Origin of the sequence: Billgrantia antri, from assembly GCF_017868935.1 — a bacterium.
GTDB classification, from domain to species: Bacteria; Pseudomonadota; Gammaproteobacteria; order Pseudomonadales; family Halomonadaceae; genus Halomonas; species Halomonas antri.
Map to the genome: position 1 here is coordinate 4053431 of NZ_CP053383.1, position 16359 is coordinate 4069789.

Annotated in this window: 15 protein-coding genes; 7 read left to right on the plus strand and 8 right to left on the minus strand. The window is 66.7% G+C overall.

The annotated features are described in order from the left end of the window. Positions 1–57 precede the first annotated feature (57 nt). Both HNO53_RS18830 and HNO53_RS18835 read left to right on the plus strand, forming a co-directional pair. The gene (locus HNO53_RS18830; RefSeq protein WP_209474240.1) at positions 58–585 is read left to right on the plus strand and encodes a GspH/FimT family pseudopilin; all 528 of its coding nucleotides are present in this window, start codon (positions 58–60) and stop codon (positions 583–585) included. A 27-nt stretch (positions 586–612) separates the two neighbouring features. Continuing rightward, complete coding sequence (locus tag HNO53_RS18835) at positions 613–819, plus strand: DUF3565 domain-containing protein (protein ID WP_209474242.1); 207 nt, start codon at positions 613–615, stop codon at positions 817–819. 19 nt (positions 820–838) lie between these two features. On the opposite strand, the gene HNO53_RS18840 is transcribed toward HNO53_RS18835, so the two are convergent. The 6 genes from HNO53_RS18840 to HNO53_RS18865 form a co-directional block, all read right to left on the minus strand. Next, a complete protein-coding gene (locus HNO53_RS18840; RefSeq protein WP_209474243.1) occupies positions 839–1018 on the minus strand; it encodes a PLDc N-terminal domain-containing protein in 180 nt (59 codons plus the stop codon). A 90-nt stretch (positions 1019–1108) separates the two neighbouring features. Beyond that, a complete protein-coding gene (locus HNO53_RS18845; RefSeq protein ID WP_209474245.1) occupies positions 1109–3433 on the minus strand; it encodes an ATP-dependent DNA helicase in 2325 nt (774 codons plus the stop codon). Further along, positions 3430–5160, minus strand: coding sequence for a VRR-NUC domain-containing protein (locus tag HNO53_RS18850; RefSeq protein WP_209474247.1), 1731 nt, complete (start codon positions 5158–5160; stop codon positions 3430–3432). Before HNO53_RS18850 ends, HNO53_RS18845 begins: the two co-directional genes overlap by 4 nt. Positions 5161–5203: 43 nt before the next feature. After that, the gene (locus HNO53_RS18855) at positions 5204–6244 is read right to left on the minus strand and encodes an NAD(P)H-dependent flavin oxidoreductase (protein ID WP_209474249.1); all 1041 of its coding nucleotides are present in this window, start codon (positions 6242–6244) and stop codon (positions 5204–5206) included. Further along, a complete protein-coding gene (locus HNO53_RS18860; protein WP_209474251.1) occupies positions 6241–7224 on the minus strand; it encodes a YihY/virulence factor BrkB family protein in 984 nt (327 codons plus the stop codon). Before HNO53_RS18860 ends, HNO53_RS18855 begins: the two co-directional genes overlap by 4 nt. After that, the gene (locus HNO53_RS18865; protein ID WP_209474253.1) at positions 7221–7760 is read right to left on the minus strand and encodes a retropepsin-like aspartic protease family protein; all 540 of its coding nucleotides are present in this window, start codon (positions 7758–7760) and stop codon (positions 7221–7223) included. The genes HNO53_RS18860 and HNO53_RS18865 overlap by 4 nt, the downstream gene beginning before the upstream one ends. A 153-nt stretch (positions 7761–7913) precedes the next feature. Here HNO53_RS18865 and HNO53_RS18870 point away from each other — a divergent pair, with 153 nt between their 5' ends. Next, on the plus strand, positions 7914–9149 hold the full coding sequence (locus HNO53_RS18870) for an E22 family MetX-like putative esterase (protein WP_209474254.1): 1236 nt from the start codon (positions 7914–7916) through the stop codon (positions 9147–9149). Between the two features lie 46 nt (positions 9150–9195). Here the strand turns inward: HNO53_RS18870 and HNO53_RS18875 are convergent, their stop codons facing one another. Further along, positions 9196–10581, minus strand: a complete 1386-nt coding sequence (locus HNO53_RS18875) for an MFS transporter (protein WP_209474256.1) — start codon at positions 10579–10581, stop codon at positions 9196–9198. 124 nt (positions 10582–10705) lie between these two features. Here HNO53_RS18875 and HNO53_RS18880 point away from each other — a divergent pair, with 124 nt between their 5' ends. The 4 genes from HNO53_RS18880 (at position 10706) to HNO53_RS18895 (ending at position 15122) form a co-directional block, all read left to right on the plus strand. Next, positions 10706–11839 (plus strand): PQQ-dependent sugar dehydrogenase, encoded by a 1134-nt coding sequence (locus tag HNO53_RS18880; protein WP_209474258.1) that lies wholly within the window; start codon positions 10706–10708, stop codon positions 11837–11839. Positions 11840–12075: 236 nt separating this feature from the next. Then, entirely contained in the window at positions 12076–13437 is a 1362-nt protein-coding gene (locus HNO53_RS21525) for a substrate-binding periplasmic protein (protein ID WP_242597471.1), read from the plus strand. Beyond that, a complete protein-coding gene (locus HNO53_RS18890; protein ID WP_242597472.1) occupies positions 13434–14702 on the plus strand; it encodes a GGDEF domain-containing protein in 1269 nt (422 codons plus the stop codon). Before HNO53_RS21525 ends, HNO53_RS18890 begins: the two co-directional genes overlap by 4 nt. Positions 14703–14774: 72 nt before the next feature. Then, positions 14775–15122: a sll1863 family stress response protein gene (locus tag HNO53_RS18895; RefSeq protein ID WP_209474260.1), complete on the plus strand. Its 348-nt coding sequence runs from the start codon at positions 14775–14777 to the stop codon at positions 15120–15122. On the opposite strand, the gene HNO53_RS18900 is transcribed toward HNO53_RS18895, so the two are convergent. After that, positions 15119–16354: a toxic anion resistance protein gene (locus HNO53_RS18900; RefSeq protein WP_209474262.1), complete on the minus strand. Its 1236-nt coding sequence runs from the start codon at positions 16352–16354 to the stop codon at positions 15119–15121. The genes HNO53_RS18895 and HNO53_RS18900 overlap by 4 nt on opposite strands. Positions 16355–16359 lie beyond the last annotated feature (5 nt).

Consider the following 16359-nt stretch of genomic DNA (forward strand, 5'->3'; position numbering starts at 1 on the left):
TCTTCCAGGCTCGACTAGAGTGAACGCCTCTGACCAGGCACACTCCAGGAGAGCTTCATGGACGCGGCTCGCAACTCGCCTACTTCCGCCCGGCACCAGCACGGCCTCACCCTCATCGAACTTCTTGTCGTCATAGCCGTGGCCGGCGTGCTGCTGGGCTGGGCAGTCCCTGGACTACAGGCGATGAGTGCCCGCCAGGAAGTGGTCGCCGAAGCACATCGACTGCGCACGGCACTCTCGCTGGGACGCAACGCTGCCATTACCCGCCGCAGCACGGTCATCGTCTGCCCCAGCCCTGACCGCAGACGCTGTGACACGAGCGACTGGAGCGCCCCGCTGGCCATCGTGCTCGGTCCCTTGTCGGGCGGCACGTTCGCCGATAGCGACCTGCTGCGGGTGATCGAGGCCAACCGCGGCGTCAGGGTCAGCTATCGTCTTGATGGCAGACCGGTGCGCTATGGCGCCCTGGGACGACCGGCGGGACACAATGGTACCTTTCGAATTTGCGGCCGCCATGCACGGGGCGCCCAACTGGTGCTCAGCAATTTCGGCCGAGTACGCGCCGGCAACGCCATCGATTGTTGAGCCAGTACAACCCAACGCGGAATCATCATGCGACGAGCCATCGTGGGTTACCATCAGGACGACGAAGATCACTGGGTCGCCGAGCTCGCCTGCGGCCACTATCAGCACGTTCGCCACCAACCACCTTGGAGCGAGCGTCCTTGGGTCACGACACCGGCCGGACGCCGCTCGCGTCTCGGCCTCGAACTCGAATGCGTCAAGTGCGACCGCGGCGAGCCACCTGATGCCCCCTAGCGGCCGCCGGCCCTGGCCGTCACCCCTTGGGGCCCATCAATAGCCAGATGATCAGGCCAACCAGCGGGAAGAACAGCAACGCCAGTATCCAAAGTATCTTGGCGAAGGTTCCCGCCGTACTCTTGGCCACCTTGACGATGGCCCAGATCAGAATGATCAGCCAGATCAGGCCCAGCAGGCCGCCTACTTCGATTCCCATTCGACATCTCCTTGTCCAGCGGTAGGTGCTGCTTCAAGAACTAGCACGCAGCGGCAGGAGCAACAATCCGAAACTGTAGCGTTATGTGAATCAAGGTAGCGCGCTTCCTGCCATTCGCCACCATTCAGGTAATAGCTTGCGCACCTCAGGCTGCTGGAAGCGATCATCCATCAGCACCAGCGTACCGCTATCCTGAGGGCTGCGGATCACCCTGCCTGCCGCCTGGATCACCTTGATCAGCCCCGGAATGCGATACGCATAGGCGTCGCCACAGCCGAAGCGCGACTGCAGCCTAGCCTTGAGCGCCTCGTTGAAGGGGTCGAACGGCGGCAGGCCCAGTGTGGCGATGAAAGCGCCGATCAGCCGTTCGCCGGGCAGGTCGATGCCCTCGCCGAAAGCCCCGCCCAGCACCGCGAAGCCGATACCCTGCGCGCCCGGCCGGAAGCGCGCCAGGAAGCCATCGCGCTCGGCTTCGCTCATGCCCCGGGTCTGGCTCCAGTGCGGTAGCTCGGGATAGCGCCGTGCCAGCCGCGTCTCCACGGCCTGCAGATAGGCAAAGCTGCTGAAAAAGGCGAGATAGAGACCCGGGCGCCGGCGGAACTGGCCGGCTAACTCGTCGACGATAGGATCGAGCGAGGCCTCGCGGTCGTGCAGGCGCGTCGAGATGGCGCCTTGAATACGCACTTCGAGCTGGTCGGCGTGAAACGGCGAGGCGACCGACTGCCACACGCTCCGATCCGGCACGCCCAGCAGGTCGCGATGATAGTCCACCGGCGCCAGGGTCGCCGAGAACAGCACGCTGCTGTGCGCCTGAGCAAAGCGTGGCGCCAGGAAGTCCGCCGGCACCAGGTTGCGCAGGCCGAGGGTTGCGCGGCCTCGCCCATGCCGCGTGAGATCGCACAGCGAGTGCTCGCCGAACGACTCGCCCAGGCGAGCGAAGGCCAGTGCCTCGAACAGCCGTTCCTGCAAGGCCGGGTCGCCCACCCCCGGATGCTCCGCCAGGTAGTCGGTGAGCGCCACCGTCACCCGTTGCAGGGCGCCGACGAAGCGCTCGGGCAAGCCCTCCAGCACCCGATAGGCAGGCCGGCCCGCCTGGCCATCATCGGCCCCGCCCTGCTCCCGCACCAGGGCCTGCCATTGGCGCATCAGCCGGCCGAGGGGCTGCACCAGCGGTGCGGGGGCGCCGCGGTGCAGCTGACCGAAGGCGCGCTGGTCCAGCTCAGCGCTGTACATGCCGCGTGCCCGCTCCACCAGGTTGTGCGCCTCGTCCACCAGCAGCGCGAGCCGCCAGCCGTTGGCCTGGGCCAGACCATGCAGCAGCGCCGACGCGTCGAAGTAGTGGTTGACGTCGCCCACGCAGACATCGCTCCAGCGCGCCAGCTCCTGGCCCAGGTAATAGGGGCAGATGCCGTGCTCGAGTGCCACCTCGCGCAGCGCCTCGCGATCGAGCCAGCCGCGCTCCACGGCGTCTCTGCGGGCGGCGGGCAGGCGGTCGTAGAAGCCCGCGGCGAGCGGGCAGGCGTCGCCATGACACGCTCTGTCAGGATATTCGCAGGCCTTGCTGCGGGCGGTCAGCTCCAGTATGCGAAGAGGAAGCCGCTGTCGGCCGCCCGCCCCCTGGTCGCCAGGGTCGCCCCCCAGCCGTGCCAGGGACGCCAGCGCCAGGCGTCGACCCGGCGTCTTCATGGTCAGGAAGGCGAGCCGGTCGATCCCTTGCCGCGGCATTGCCTTAAGTGTGGGAAACAGCGTAGCCACGGTCTTGCCGATGCCGGTCGGCGCCTGCGCCAGCAGGCAGCGCCCTGTAGCGGCCGCCTTGTAGACGCTCTCGGCCAGCTCGCGCTGACCGGGGCGAAAGGCATCGTGGGGAAAGGCGACCCCGGCCAGGGCGGCATCGCGCGCCTGGCGGTGAATGCTCTCCTGCTCCGCCCACGCCAGGAAGCGCTCGCACTGCTCCTCGAAGAAGGCGGTGAGTTCGGCGGCACTGGCCTCCTCGGTCAGCAGCGTCTCCCGCTCGCTGGCAATATCCAGGTAGACCAGCGCCAGGGTCAGCGACTCGATCCCGCGCTCGGCGCACAGCAGTGCGCCGTAGACCTTGACCTGGGCCCAGTGCAGGGCGCGCTGATTGGCGGCCATTCGCGACAGGTCACCGCGGTGGGTCTTGACCTCCTCGAGCCGGTTGCGCGCCGGATCATAACCATCGGCCCGGCCGCTGACGACGAGGCCACGATAGTGCCCGCTCAGCGCGATTTCACTCTCGTATGTGTCGTCTCGTCGCCGTCTCACCAGCGCATGGCCGGCCATGCCCTCACGGGCGCTGGGCGAGGGCGTGAAGCGGTGGTCGAGATCCCCCTCGCGAGCGGTGAAGTCGCACAGTGCGCGCACGGCCACCCGGTAAATAGGCGTAGAGGCACTCATGGCGCCGCACCCGACTGCCAGGACACATGGCAAACCTCGGCGGGTATGGCATGACGCTGGAAGTAGGCCAGCCAGCGGCGCTGGTTGTCCTGCAGCCTGTCGCCTGGCCCCTTCACCTCGATCAGCCGGTAGCGAGGCTGCCCCTCCGGGTCGGGCGGCAGGAACTGGATCAGGTCGGGCAAACCGGCTCGATTGGTCTTGGGATCGGCCAGCAGACGCTCGAAGCAGGCGCGCAGATGCATGGCGGGGATACAGGTCAGCGCCTGCTCGAGCAGCGTCTCGTCGAGACCGTCCCAGTGCACGAAAGGCGACGCCAATCCGCGCTTCGCGTGCCAGGTGCGCCGGATCGCCTCGCCGTGGCTGCCATCGTCGAGCCGCGCCAGGCAGGCCTCGAAGCGCTCGCGGCGGCGGGCGACGAAGTCGTCTCGGTGGAGATCCGCCGGACCGCTGTGGAAAGGATGAAAGAAGGCGCCGGGCAGCGGCGCGAACAATGCCGGCCAGCAGAGCAGGCCGAACAGGCCGGTCACGAGGGCGTTCTCAACGTAGTAGACCGGGGCCTCGGGACGGCTCAGGTGTTCAGCCACGGCCTGCTCGACGCTCGTTGCACCAGCACGCGGCAGGCACAGGTCCAGGCGTTGCGGCCTCGCTTCCGGCTCACCCGCCGGCGGCGCCAGCCCCAGCCGGCGACACAGCCGGGGCAGCAGCCGCGCCAACGCCTGCGTCTCCTGCTCGCAGGTGGCCGCTTGCCATGCCTGGCTAGCCAGAGCATGGGCCTGGCGGTGCTCGCCGAGCCGCTCCAGCAGTCGCAACCGCCTGATACGCGCCTCTACCTGACCGTCTGGCCCTTCGCCGCTCGCCGCATACAGCCGCAGCGCCAGCTCCTCCTGCCCTTTGCGTTCAGCGGAGTGGCCCAGGCGCAACAGCAGCTTGCCGCGTCGCTGCGTCAGCCAGGCGTTGCCCTCTGGCACCTCGGGAACCTCGGCTTCGAGCTCCTCGGATGGCTCGCCGTTATCGAGTCGCTCGCGCAGCGCATGCAGGGCCAGATAGGTGTTCACTTCCTCACGCCGATCAAAGGCGCGCGAGCCGGGCGTCAACTCGACCCGCTCGAAGCGCTGCAGGCCTAGTTCGGTGAGCACGAATTCGGCCCAGTCCTGGTGCAGGTTGCCGAAGAACATCAGCCGCAACCGATCGCACCACGGCATTACGCGCAAGCGCACGATGCGCTCGCTTCCCAGCATTTCACCGGCGGCGGGCCACCACTCGGCCAACCGCTGCACCTGACTCAGGCGCGGTTGTAGCGTTTCCCACAGGACTGCCTTGCTCGCCTTGGGCGAGAGCGCCACGGCGGCCATCTCCTCCGCCAGCGCCCGACGCAGCTCGGCCAGGCGCAGCAGGTGAAAGAGATCGGCCAGACTCAGCGAGGGATTCACCTCGACCCAGCCGGCCTCGATCAAGGGCACGAGAGCCCTATCGATGTCGCCGATCTCGGCGTAAGCGAGCTTACCGGTACGGAAATACTCGCCCTTGCGCATCACCATGCGTACCAGCAGCGCCTGGGACGGCTGCGGCAAGGCCTCGAAATCGGTGACGAAGGCACGCTCCTCCACGCTCAGCAGGTCGCCGTGGCGTTCAAACACCCAGCCGAGAACGAAGCGGAAATTCGCCAGATAGTAGAGCGGATCGTCGAGCGAGGCAGTGACCGGTACAGCGTCTGAAATACTGTTCATGCATCCATGATATCAGCCCCGCACGGACTCGCCAGCCCTGCCGTCAGCGCAAGCCTGCGGCGAGTGCGCGCACCACCTCTGCCGCCGGCACCTCACGGCAGGCGCTGGCGTTCTGCCCGGCCCACAGCGGCGAGAAATCGGCACTGCCGGCCGCCTCGGCGGCGGTGCGCAGCGGGGCGATGGCGGCAGTGGCCAGGGGAAAGGCCGGCGCCACGTTGCTGAGCGGGCCGAGTTCGCGCATCAGTCGGGTGACGATGCCGCGAGCCGGTCGGCCGGTATAGAGATTGGTCAGGGCGGTATGCTGTGCCGCTTCGCTCATGAGCGCCCGGCGGTGCAGCGCCGAGGTGGTGGTCTCATGGCAGCACAGAAACGCGGTACCGATCTGGACGGCCGAAGCCCCCAGCGCCAGGGCGGCCGCCACGCCGCGTGCATCGGCGATACCGCCGGCAGCGATCACCGGTACCGTCACGGCCGCCACGACCTGCGGCAGCAGGGCAAAAGTGCCGAGCTGAGTGGTCACGTCCTCGCTGAGGAACATGCCGCGGTGGCCTCCCGCCTCCATACCCTGGGCGATCACCGCATCGACACCGCGCGCCTCGAGCCAGCGCGCCTCCTCGACCGTGGTGGCAGACGCCAGCACCTTGGCCCCCCAGCCCTTGACGCGTTCGATCAGCGCCGGTTCGGGCAGGCCGAAGTGAAAGCTGACCACCTCGGGGCAGAAGGGCGCGAGGGCATCGCAGGCCGCATGATCGAACGGGCGCCGCCCCGCCCCTGCCGGCACGCTGTCGATGTCGAGACCGTATTCGGCGTAGTACGGCACCAGCGCCTGATGCCAGCGCACCTGCCGCGACTCGTCCGATGCCGGCGGCGTGTGGCAGAAGAAATTGACGTTGATCGGTCGCGTCGTCGCGGCGCGGATGCAGTGCAGCTCCTCCGCCATCGCCTCGGGTGAAAGCATGGCGCAGGGCAAGGCGCCGAGCCCGCCCGCCACGCTGACGGCCACCGCCAGGTCACCGGCCTGGACGCCGGCCATGGGCGCCTGAAGAATGGGCAACTCGATACCGAGCTGGCGAGTCAAGCTCATAGGTCCTCTCCCTGCTGTCGTGTGCGCCGCCAAGGTCGCTTCGGGCCCAGTGTATCGGCAGCGTAAGCGCCCCGCTCCCCCATGGGGCGCGGTTCACCCACCGTGGTGTCGTGCCGGGTCTGGCGCTCCATTTCAGCGTTGATCTCGGCCCCCAGCAATACGACGTAGGCAGAGAGCCAGAACCACAGCATGAGCACCACCACGGCCCCCAACGAACCGTAGAGTTCGTCCATGTCGGCAACCTGCCCGACATAGAGCGACAACGCCGCGGAGCCCAGCAGCCACAGCAGCGTTGCTGTCACGGTACCCAAGCCGACCCACTCCCAGCGCGGCGAGCGACGATAGGGACCATAGCGGTAAAGCACGGCAATGACCAACATCATCAACGGCAACAACGCCGGCCAGCGCAGCCACTTGACCAGCGTGACGAGGGGATCGTCGAGGAGAAGCCAAGCAACGGCCATGGGGTAGAGGGCCACGAACACGGTGGCCACCAGCGAGACCACGATCAGCCCGAAGGTCAGCGCAGCCGTCACCAGCATGCGTTGCACCATGCCACGTCGGTCCACCTCGCCGTAGACCACGTTGAGCCCTACCATCAACCCACCTACCCCCCTGGAGGCCAGGAACATGGCCACCAACAGCCCGGCGAGGGCGGCCAAGCTGAGTCCCGTATCGGTATTCTCGCTGACCGCCTGGGCTTGCTCATGGATCAGTCGAGCTCCTCCCGCGGGCATGAAACGACTCAGCTCACCGATCTGACGCGCCATCTCGGCCGGGTCGAAGGCCAGCGCCCAGAGCGAAACGACTGCCCCAATGGCAGGAAACAGCGACAGCAGCGCATAGAAGGCAATGCCGGCCGCCAGCATGCTGACCCGATCTTCCGACAGCTGCGCCTTGACTCGCCATACGACGTCCAGCCATCCCGGGGCGGGTATCTGGTTCGGATGTTCCGCGTGCCTGCCTCGCCAGCGTCTCATTCGCCTCCTTGGGGCTGCTGCGCCGGGCGCAGAACCATGCGGGCGTCTCGTATCTCGATGTCGAAACGGTTGAGGAAGCTCATCCCCAGCAGGGCCACGTCGCCCTCGAGCCCCGGACTGATGGAGCCGCGCACGTCGGAGGCGGCGAAGCCCCCCAGGCTGACCTCCTCCAGCCAAGTCAGATCGCCACGCACACGCCCGTTGGCAGTGTTGAACCAGGCCGAGCCCGCTCGTTCCAGCGCCAGCCGCTCGGCCAATCCGGCCGACACGGCGACATAGGTGGCGCCGGTATCGAGCAGGAACTCGACCGGCTCGCCGTTGATGCGCCCGGTGGCCAGGAAGTGCCCCGCACGGTTGCGCTCGAGCACGATCGGCCCCGCCGTGCCGGCCACGGCATTGACCAAATGGGCATTGGGATTTCGCTGGGTCTCCAGGTAACCGTGAAACCACCAGCTACCGAGGCCGATGAACGCCACCCAGAACAGCAACATCATGCCCATGCCGGCGCGCCGGATCGAACCGCTCTCTCGCTGCATCGACTCACCTCCGAGGATAAGCGCGGCCAGCCGCGTTGACACCCGTGTATCCACTGCCTGTACTGAGGAGCGCCAAGGTTCCCTTTGGTGCCTATGCCGCGGCGCGCGCCGAAGGCATGGCTGACAAGCCGCCACAAGAACAAGGATAGCCTCATGCATGACAGCATCGAATCTTCGACCCCGTTGACTCCTGGTCATTCCCACCGCGCGTGCCGTCTGGCCGGCGCCGGCCTGGCAGCGTGCCTGCTGCTCTTCAGCACCACGACGGCGGCCTGGGACGGGCGAGCCGAGAAGCAGGTCTTCGAGATGGAGGAATACACTACCGTCGGCGGTGAAACCATCGCCCCGGTGCGCATTGGCTGGGAGGCCTACGGGGAACTGAACGAAGCGAAGGACATCGCCATCCTGATCACCCATTTCTTCTCCGGCACCAGCCATGCCGCCGGCCGTTACGCCGAGGATGATGCCGCACCCGGCTACTGGGATGCCATCATCGGTCCCGGCAAGCCGCTGGACACCGACGAGTACTACGTCATCGCCTCGGACACGCTGGTCAATCTCAATGCCCATGACCCCAACGTGGCCACCACCGGGCCGGCCACCACCAACCCCGAGACCGGAGCTCCCTGGGGCACCGACTTCCCGCTGGTCACCATCCGCGACTTCGTCGAGGTGCAGAAGGCGCTGCTCGAGAGCCAGGGTATCGAACGTCTGCATGCGGTCATGGGCGCTTCGATGGGCGCGCTACAGGCCTACGAGTGGGCCAGCGCCTACCCCGATCAAGTCGAGCGGCTGATACCGGTAATCGGCGGCGGCGAGACCGACCCCTGGCTGCTCGCCACCCTGAGCGCCTGGGGCGCCCCCATTCGCCTGGATCCCAACTGGAACGAAGGCGACTACTACGCTGGCGAGCCACCGCTGGACGGCCTACGCGAATCGCTCAAGCTGGTCACGCTCGACGCCAATCACTGGCAGTGGGCCAACGCCACATTCGACCGCAGCTGGGCCGACGAGGACGCCGACCCGACCCGCGAGCTCGAGGCGCGCTACGCCATCGAGCAGACCCTCGACGACATCGCCGCTTCGCGCGCCGAACTCGCCGACGCCAACCACCTGCTCTACCTGGTGAAAGCCAACCAGGCCTTCATCACCGGCCATGGCGAAAGCCTGGCGGAGGGGTTGGCCCGCATCGAGGCACCCACCCTGATCCTGTACAGCGAGGACGACCTGGTCTTCGCCCCGCCAGGCATTCGCAGGACCGCCGAGCTGATCGAGGCCGACGGCACCGAGGTCGAGCTGGTCGCACTGGAAGGCAATCGCGGCCATCTCGACGGCGTAGTTGCGATCGACCAGGCGGGCGATCGCATTCGCGCTTTTCTGGCTGAGTGAGGCAGCCGCTCCCTGGAGGGCCCGACCGGTCAGGGAGCGGCCAGTGTCAGGGCCCGGCGCTCTGCGCGACAGGCTGACCGTTGCGTGCCTCCCACTCGGCCGCGGCCCGCTCCCCACGAGCCTGATCGACCGCCAGGCAGATCAGCATGGCGACGATGAACAGCGCCGCACACAGCAGGATCGAGGCCTGCAGTCCCACCACCGACTGCAGCAGCCCCAGGCCGATGATACCGATGACCCCGGCCAGCTTGTTGGCCAAGCCCCAGAAGCCGAAGAACTCGGCGGCCTTGCGCGTCGGCGAGAACAGTCCCACCAGGGCACGGCTGGCCGACTGGCTCGAGCCCAGCGAGAGCCCGGCCAGGCAGCCCACGAACAGGAACAGGTGCTGGGCCTCCCACGCCAGCCCCAGGCTGGCGTTGAGCCAGGCGGTGACTTCGGGCGTGGCCCAGATGGCGAGTATCGCCGCCACCCACAGCAGCAGGGTCAATTGGTAGGTGATCTTGGTGCCGATGCGATCCTGGATGAAACCGAACCCCAGCGCACCGGCCGCGGCGGTGATCTGCACGATAATGAACATCACGTTGCGGATCGATTCGTCCCAGCCGATCACCTGGGCGCCGTAGATGAAGGCGAAGGCGATGATGATATAGACCCCCGCCATGGAGAACAGCAGCGACACCAGGAAGATCCCCAGGTCGCGAAAACGCCTTAGCTCGTGCAGGGTGGTGGAGACGCGCTCCCAGGCGATCTCGCGGTAGGTCTTGGCATGTGGCTGCGGCGTGCCGCGCTCCTTCACCCAGAGGAAGGTGGGAATGGCAGTGATCAGGAAGAACACCGCAGCGAAGGGGCCAACCCAGCGGATACGCTCGAAGTTCTCGGCGGTAGCCTCGCCCAGTGCCACCAGGGTGAACCCGGCGGCAAAGAGACCGCCCACGTAACCCAGCGCCCAGCCGAACCCGGAGATCTTGCCCAGGTCCTGGGGTGGCCCGAGGTCGGGCAGAAAGGCGGCAATGAAGGACTCGCCCATGGAGTAGGCGTAGTTGGACACCACGATCAACAGCAGCCCCAGCATGACGTAGCCCGGCGCCACGAAGTAGAGCAGCGCCGTGGCCACCACGGTGGCGATGTAGCTGACGAACAGGAAACGCTTCTTGGCCGCCCGGTAGTCCATCACGGCACCGCACAGCGGGCCGGTGACCACCACCAGCAGGTAGCTGACGGCCAGTGCCAGACTCCATAGCAGATTGGCCAGACGAAAGCCGTCGTCGCGATCGCCGACGATGACGGTGGTGAACAGTTCGCCGAATACCACGGTGATGATTAACAGGGTATAGGCCTGGTTGGCGAAGTCGAACATCGCCCAACCGAAGATCTCCCGCTTAGACGCCCGCTGCCTGGGTAGCGTACCGTCAACGGCCGGTATCACACTCATCTGCGCCTGCCCTCCTCTCCCTGCGCCTGATCGCCAGCGCCTAGACTACCAGCTTATCGGGTCGGCATGACGACTGGGCGGCTTTCACTACACTGGGTACTACATTCAGGACAGGAGTCAGGCAATGGAACGCTTGTATGTCATCCCCCTGCTGACGCTGACGGTAGCCGTGGCAACAGCACACGCTGAGGAGACGACCCTGGACACCGCGCATCAGGACCTGCGGCTGGTGCCGGTGGCGGAAAACCTGGAACAGCCGTGGGGCGTGGCGATACTGCCCGGCGAACTCTTCGTTCTCAGCGAGCGTACCGGGCAGATCCAGACCTTCTACAACGGCGAGCGTCAGCGGGTCGAAGGCCTGCCCGGCCTTCACGTCGAGGGCCAGGGTGGCCTGCTCGACATCGCCGCTTCGCCGGACTATCCCGATACCGGCTGGCTCTACTTCACCTACTCCAGCGGGAGTGCCGACTCGACTGCCACGGCGCTGGCCCGGGGCCGCCTGGCCGGCGATCGCCTCGTCGAGGTGGAAGAGCTTTTCGAGCAGAACCGGCGCTCGGAGCCTGGTCCCCAGGCGGGCTCGCGCCTGGCCTGGATGGAGGACGACACCCTGCTGATGTCCATCGGCGACCGCGGCACGCCCGGCCGGGCCCAGAATACCATGGACCACGCCGGATCGATCCTGCGCCTCGACCCACAAGGCCTGGCGCCCCTGGACAATCCACTGCTGGAGGAGGCTGGCTACTTGCCCAGGATCTACTCCTGGGGGCACCGCCACGTGCTCGGCCTGGCGGTGGATCAGGAGCGCGGCCACGTCTGGGCCGTCGAGGCCCGCCCCAACGGCGACGACGAACTCATTCGCGTACGACCCGGTGCCAACCATGGCTGGCCGGAACTCACCCTGGGTGAGGATGCGACCACGGGCGGCCTGCTCGAGGACATTACCAAGGGCACCATCTTCATCGAGGATGACGTGATCCCGCCCGTCCACCGCTTCGAGGAGAATGTCTCACCGTCAGGATTGGCCGTGGTCAATGGCGAGCACTACCCACATTGGCAAGGCAACCTGCTCGTCGGCGGTCTGGAAAGCGAGCAGCTCTATCGCTTCGAGGTCAACGACGGCGAGGTCGTGGAGATGGAGGAGCTGCTGGACGAGCCGCTAGGGCCGGTTCGTGAGGTGCGCCAAGGGCCGGATGGCTACCTTTATGTACTCATCGGTAATGAAAACGGCACTCTCTATCGGCTCGAACCCGAGGCATGACGCTACCGGCCAATAACGCCGTACGCACAGCGTGGAGAGGGCAGTCCTTCACTTAACGGCCTGTCAAGGGCATTATTCTGGTTAACCTGAGTTAAGCCGCTTTGTCGCGGCTCTAAGGCCTATGTCACGGCTTGCTTGCTCGGGCGTCATTCGGGCAAGCAAGCGCAGACAGCCAGCGCGTCGCTGCGGCTGGCGCCGGCACGCGAAGGCAAGAAAAACAAGCAGGGGCTGGTTGCATGAAAAAATGGCTGATGCTGTTGTGGGTACTCTTCTCTTCTTCGGCAGCAGGCGGCCTGGAGGAGTTGACCTACATCACCGAGGAATACCCGCCCTACAACTACCAGCAGGACAACCGTCTCGAAGGCATCTCCATCGAGCTTCTCGAGCGAATCTTTGCCGAAACCGATACCCCGCTCTCCCGCGAGGACGTGCTCTACTACCCTTGGGCCCGCGGCTACGACACCGCCCTCTCCGAACCGGACACGGTGCTCTTCTCCACCACGCGTACCGCTCAGCGCGAGGCGTTGTTCCAGTGGGTGGGTCCCATTGCGACCGACAGGGTCACGCTAATTGCCCGGCGCGATAGCGGCATCCAGTTGAGCGGCATGCAAGACGTGATCGACGGCGACTATCGCATCGCCGTCATCCGCGAGGATATCGGTGCCCAACGGCTGCAGGAAGCCGGCGTACCCGAGAGCCAGATCCATGCGGCCATGTCCAACGTCAGCGCCCTGCGCATGCTCGAGCACGGCCGGGTCGACCTGTGGGCATATGGCGAGGACGTGGCCTTCTGGCTGATGCAGAAGGAGGGGGTGCCCACCACCGACTTCGCTCCCACGCTGACCATCAGCGAATCGGACCTCTACTACGCGCTGCACCGCGATACCGACCCTCGCTTGGTCGAGCGCATGCAGGCGGCACTGGACCAACTGCGCGAACAGGGCATTGTCAGCGAGATCCTCGGCGGCACCATCGCCTTCAATACCGAGGAGTATCCACCCTACAACTACCAGGACGAAGGCGGCAGGATCACCGGCAGCGCCACCGAACTGCTGCGAGAGGCGCTGAATGACGCCGAACTCGACGCCGATTTCCGTCTGCTGCCTTGGGCGCGCGCCCTGACCGAGGCCCAACTTCGCGATCGACACTGCGTCTATTCCACGACCCGCACGCCCGAGCGCGAGTCGCTGTTCACCTGGGTGGGACCGCTGGTGTCGAGCACCTGGGCCGCCTTTGCCCTCGAGGAGGCCGACATCGAGGCCGACTCGCTCGACGACCTGAGCGGGCTCCGTGTAGGCAGCTTTCGCGAGGATGCCGTGGGGCAGTATGCCGCCAGTCAAGGGGTTCCCATCGTCGTGGCCAGCGCCGAACGCGAGAACATCGGTCGCCTGCAGGCCGGTCTGATCGATGCCTGGGTCACCGGCGAGCAGACCGCCAGCTTTCTCGCCGAGGAGGCCGGTCTGGCGCTGCGCCGACTGTTCGTCTTCAACGAGGTCGATCTCTACCTGGCCTGCCACCCCTCGGTTCCCGATCAGTTCATCGCTCGGCTGCAGGCCGCCCTCGACCGGGCACGGTCCCGCAAGGAGACGCCTCAGTGACGCCTCCTCCTGGCATGGATCGCCAACCCCGCAGGCGCAGCCTGACCGCCAAGCAAGCCGGACTCACCCTGGCCATCGCCCTGCTGCTCAGCATTCTGGCCGGCCTAGTAGAGCTCGCTCTCGATGCCCGCGCAATGCGCCAGGAAATCGTCAGCAGCACCCGCTACCGTCTCAACCTGGTCCACGGCACCGCGGCGGCGGCGGCCTTCCAGCTCAACCCAGACCTGGCGGGTCAGGTCATCGATGGCCTGTTCAACGGCGGTCGCGTCGCCAGTGCCACCATAATGGACGACTTCGACCGCACCATGGCCACGCGTCAGCGCGAGTCGGCCCGCGCCTCCAGTTGGGTTGTCCATGCCCTGTTCGACGACATACTCCATTACCGGCAGACGCTGCACTACCAGGCCGGCCCGGGCAGCACACCCCAGCCGGTCGGCGAACTCGAACTGACGCTGGCGCTCGATCATCTGGCACGCGACTTCACCCATCGCAGTCTGCAGATCTTCTCGCTGAGCGTCGCCAAGGCCCTGGCCATTGCCGGGCTGCTCGCCCTGGCGTTCCACTGGTTCGTGACCCGTCCCCTGCTGCGTGTACACGCGGCCATCGCCGACACCGACCCGCGCCAGCCGGGCAGCTGGCCCAAGCCTGCCATGGGACGCCATGGCAGTGACGAGCTGGGACACCTGGTGGAGAGCGTCGACCAATTGCTCCAGGCCTTCCAGCGTGGCCTAGACCAGCGCGACCAGCTCCATCAGATCTCGACCCTGGACGGGCTGACCGGTATCGCCAATCGCCGCCACTTCGACACTTTCATCGCCAGCGAATGGCAGCGTGCCAAGCGCAATCGCCATGCCCTCTCGGTGATATTCATCGATATCGATCACTTCAAGGAGTTCAACGACCATTATGGGCATGTCGCCGGGGACGACGCCCTGAGGGCCGTGGCCCAGGCGCTTACCCGGGTGGTGCATCGCGCCTCGGACCTGGTCGCTCGCTACGGCGGCGAGGAGTTCGTCTGCGTGCTGCCCGATACCGACCTGGAGGGTGCCCTGCAAGTGGCCGGTAGGATACATGCCACGATCCGCGCCCTCGACATCGCGCATGCCTACTCGACCCGCGCCGGGCGGGTCACCGCCAGCCTCGGGGTCGCCAGCAGCACGCCGGCGCATGACGGCACCAGCGTCGACGAGCTGATGGCCCAGGCCGACCGTCAGCTCTATCGCGCCAAGCGCCAGGGCCGCGACCGGGTGGCCGCGCAGACCTGAACGCCTCGGGGGAACCCCGCCCCGAGGCGAAGAATCGATAGGAGTAGCATCAGCCAGAGGCGGAGAAGCCACATGAACAGACGCGATGAGTTCGTCGAGCAGATGAAGGCCCGGCTGGACGAATGGAATGCCGAGATCGAGGCGCTGGCCGCACGGGCACGCAGGGCGGGGGCCGAGGCTCAGACCCGCTATCACGACGACATCGAGCGGCTGCGGCGGCGTCGTGACGAGACCCGCCGTCGGCTCGAGGAGCTGCAGTATGCCAGCGAGGCGGCCTGGGATTCGCTGCAGCAGGGGCTCGACGATGCCTGGGAGCTGATGCGCAAGGCGCTGCGTGACGCCCAGCGGCACGAGCCGCCGCCCAGAGATGTCGACGACGAGGATCGGGGCGGCCCCTGCTCGCCGGGGGGCTCGCCCTAGGAGGGGCGCTCGTTGCGCCCTTCGCCGGGCGTCGATTCCGCTCCAGCCGCGTCGGACGACTGGACGTCACTGCCGCGCTGCAGCTTGTCGATCGCATTGCCGCCCCGGCGTGCCAGCTGCGCCAGGCGATCGATCTGGGCATCGAGCTGCGGCAGCGCTTCCTGACGATAGCGGGACAGGTCGTCGATGGCGCCGAGCACATCGTCGAAGGCCTGTTCCAGGGCCTGCATGTCGAGCTGGGCCGAGGCAGCGCGGGTCTGGATCTCCACCCCTTGCTGGCGCAGCGTCCTCGCCGTGCCGGCGATCATCTCCGACGTCGTGATGTTGAGCGATTCGACGCGGTCGAGCACCAGGCGCTGGTTGGCCAGCGCCAGCGCCACCGCCACCGCTACCGTCAATGCCGACACGGTCACGTGGATCGCCCGGTCGACGCCGCGCATCAGCTCGCGATTGTTGCGAATGATCACCTCCAGCGCCAGCACGCCCTGCTGGCTGACGGCCTGCTGCTGCTGGAGGTCGACGATGCGTTGGCGCAGCGGGAACAGCAACTCCTCCTCGATGAACCCACGCTGCGGATGCGTATCGCCGAGCCGCTCCAGCGCCTGCACCAGGCGACGATCGATCAACCGGCCCAGGTCGACCTGGCGCTGGAGCCGCCCCAGCAGCTGGCGCAAACTCTCCTGATCGTCGCTGAGCGTGATGTTGTCACGCCGCAGCATGTCGCGCCCCGCTTCCAGGTCGGCAATGATGGCATCGAGCGCCTGCTGGGCATTTTCGAATTTGCGAAAATAACGCTGCACACGATTGCCGGCACCGGGGATACGGGACAGCAGACGATCGAACGGCCCCGATGCCAGGCGATGCTGGTGCGGGTCGAGGTCCTGCATGTGTCCGCGCAGATCGATCAGCGCCTTGGCCACTGGCCCGCCCTCGTCACCCTGATGGGCCAGCTTGCGCAGCGGCGCCTGCAGCATCTCGCTGTGATGCGCCGCCTGCTGCTGCAGCTCCAGCCCCATCTCATCCACCGCGCGGCGCTGGCGATCGAGGGCGGCACCTTCTTCGCTGTCCAGCACATCGTCGACGAACGACTCCGCCATCTGCTCGAGCTCGGGGTCGTCGATCACGATCTCCTCGCTATCCTTCGGCTCCGGGGCGATTTCCTCGAGCTCGCTGGCGATCTGCTCCACCGGCGGCAGCGAGAGCGGCGAGCCACGTTCGGACGACTGGTTCATAAGCG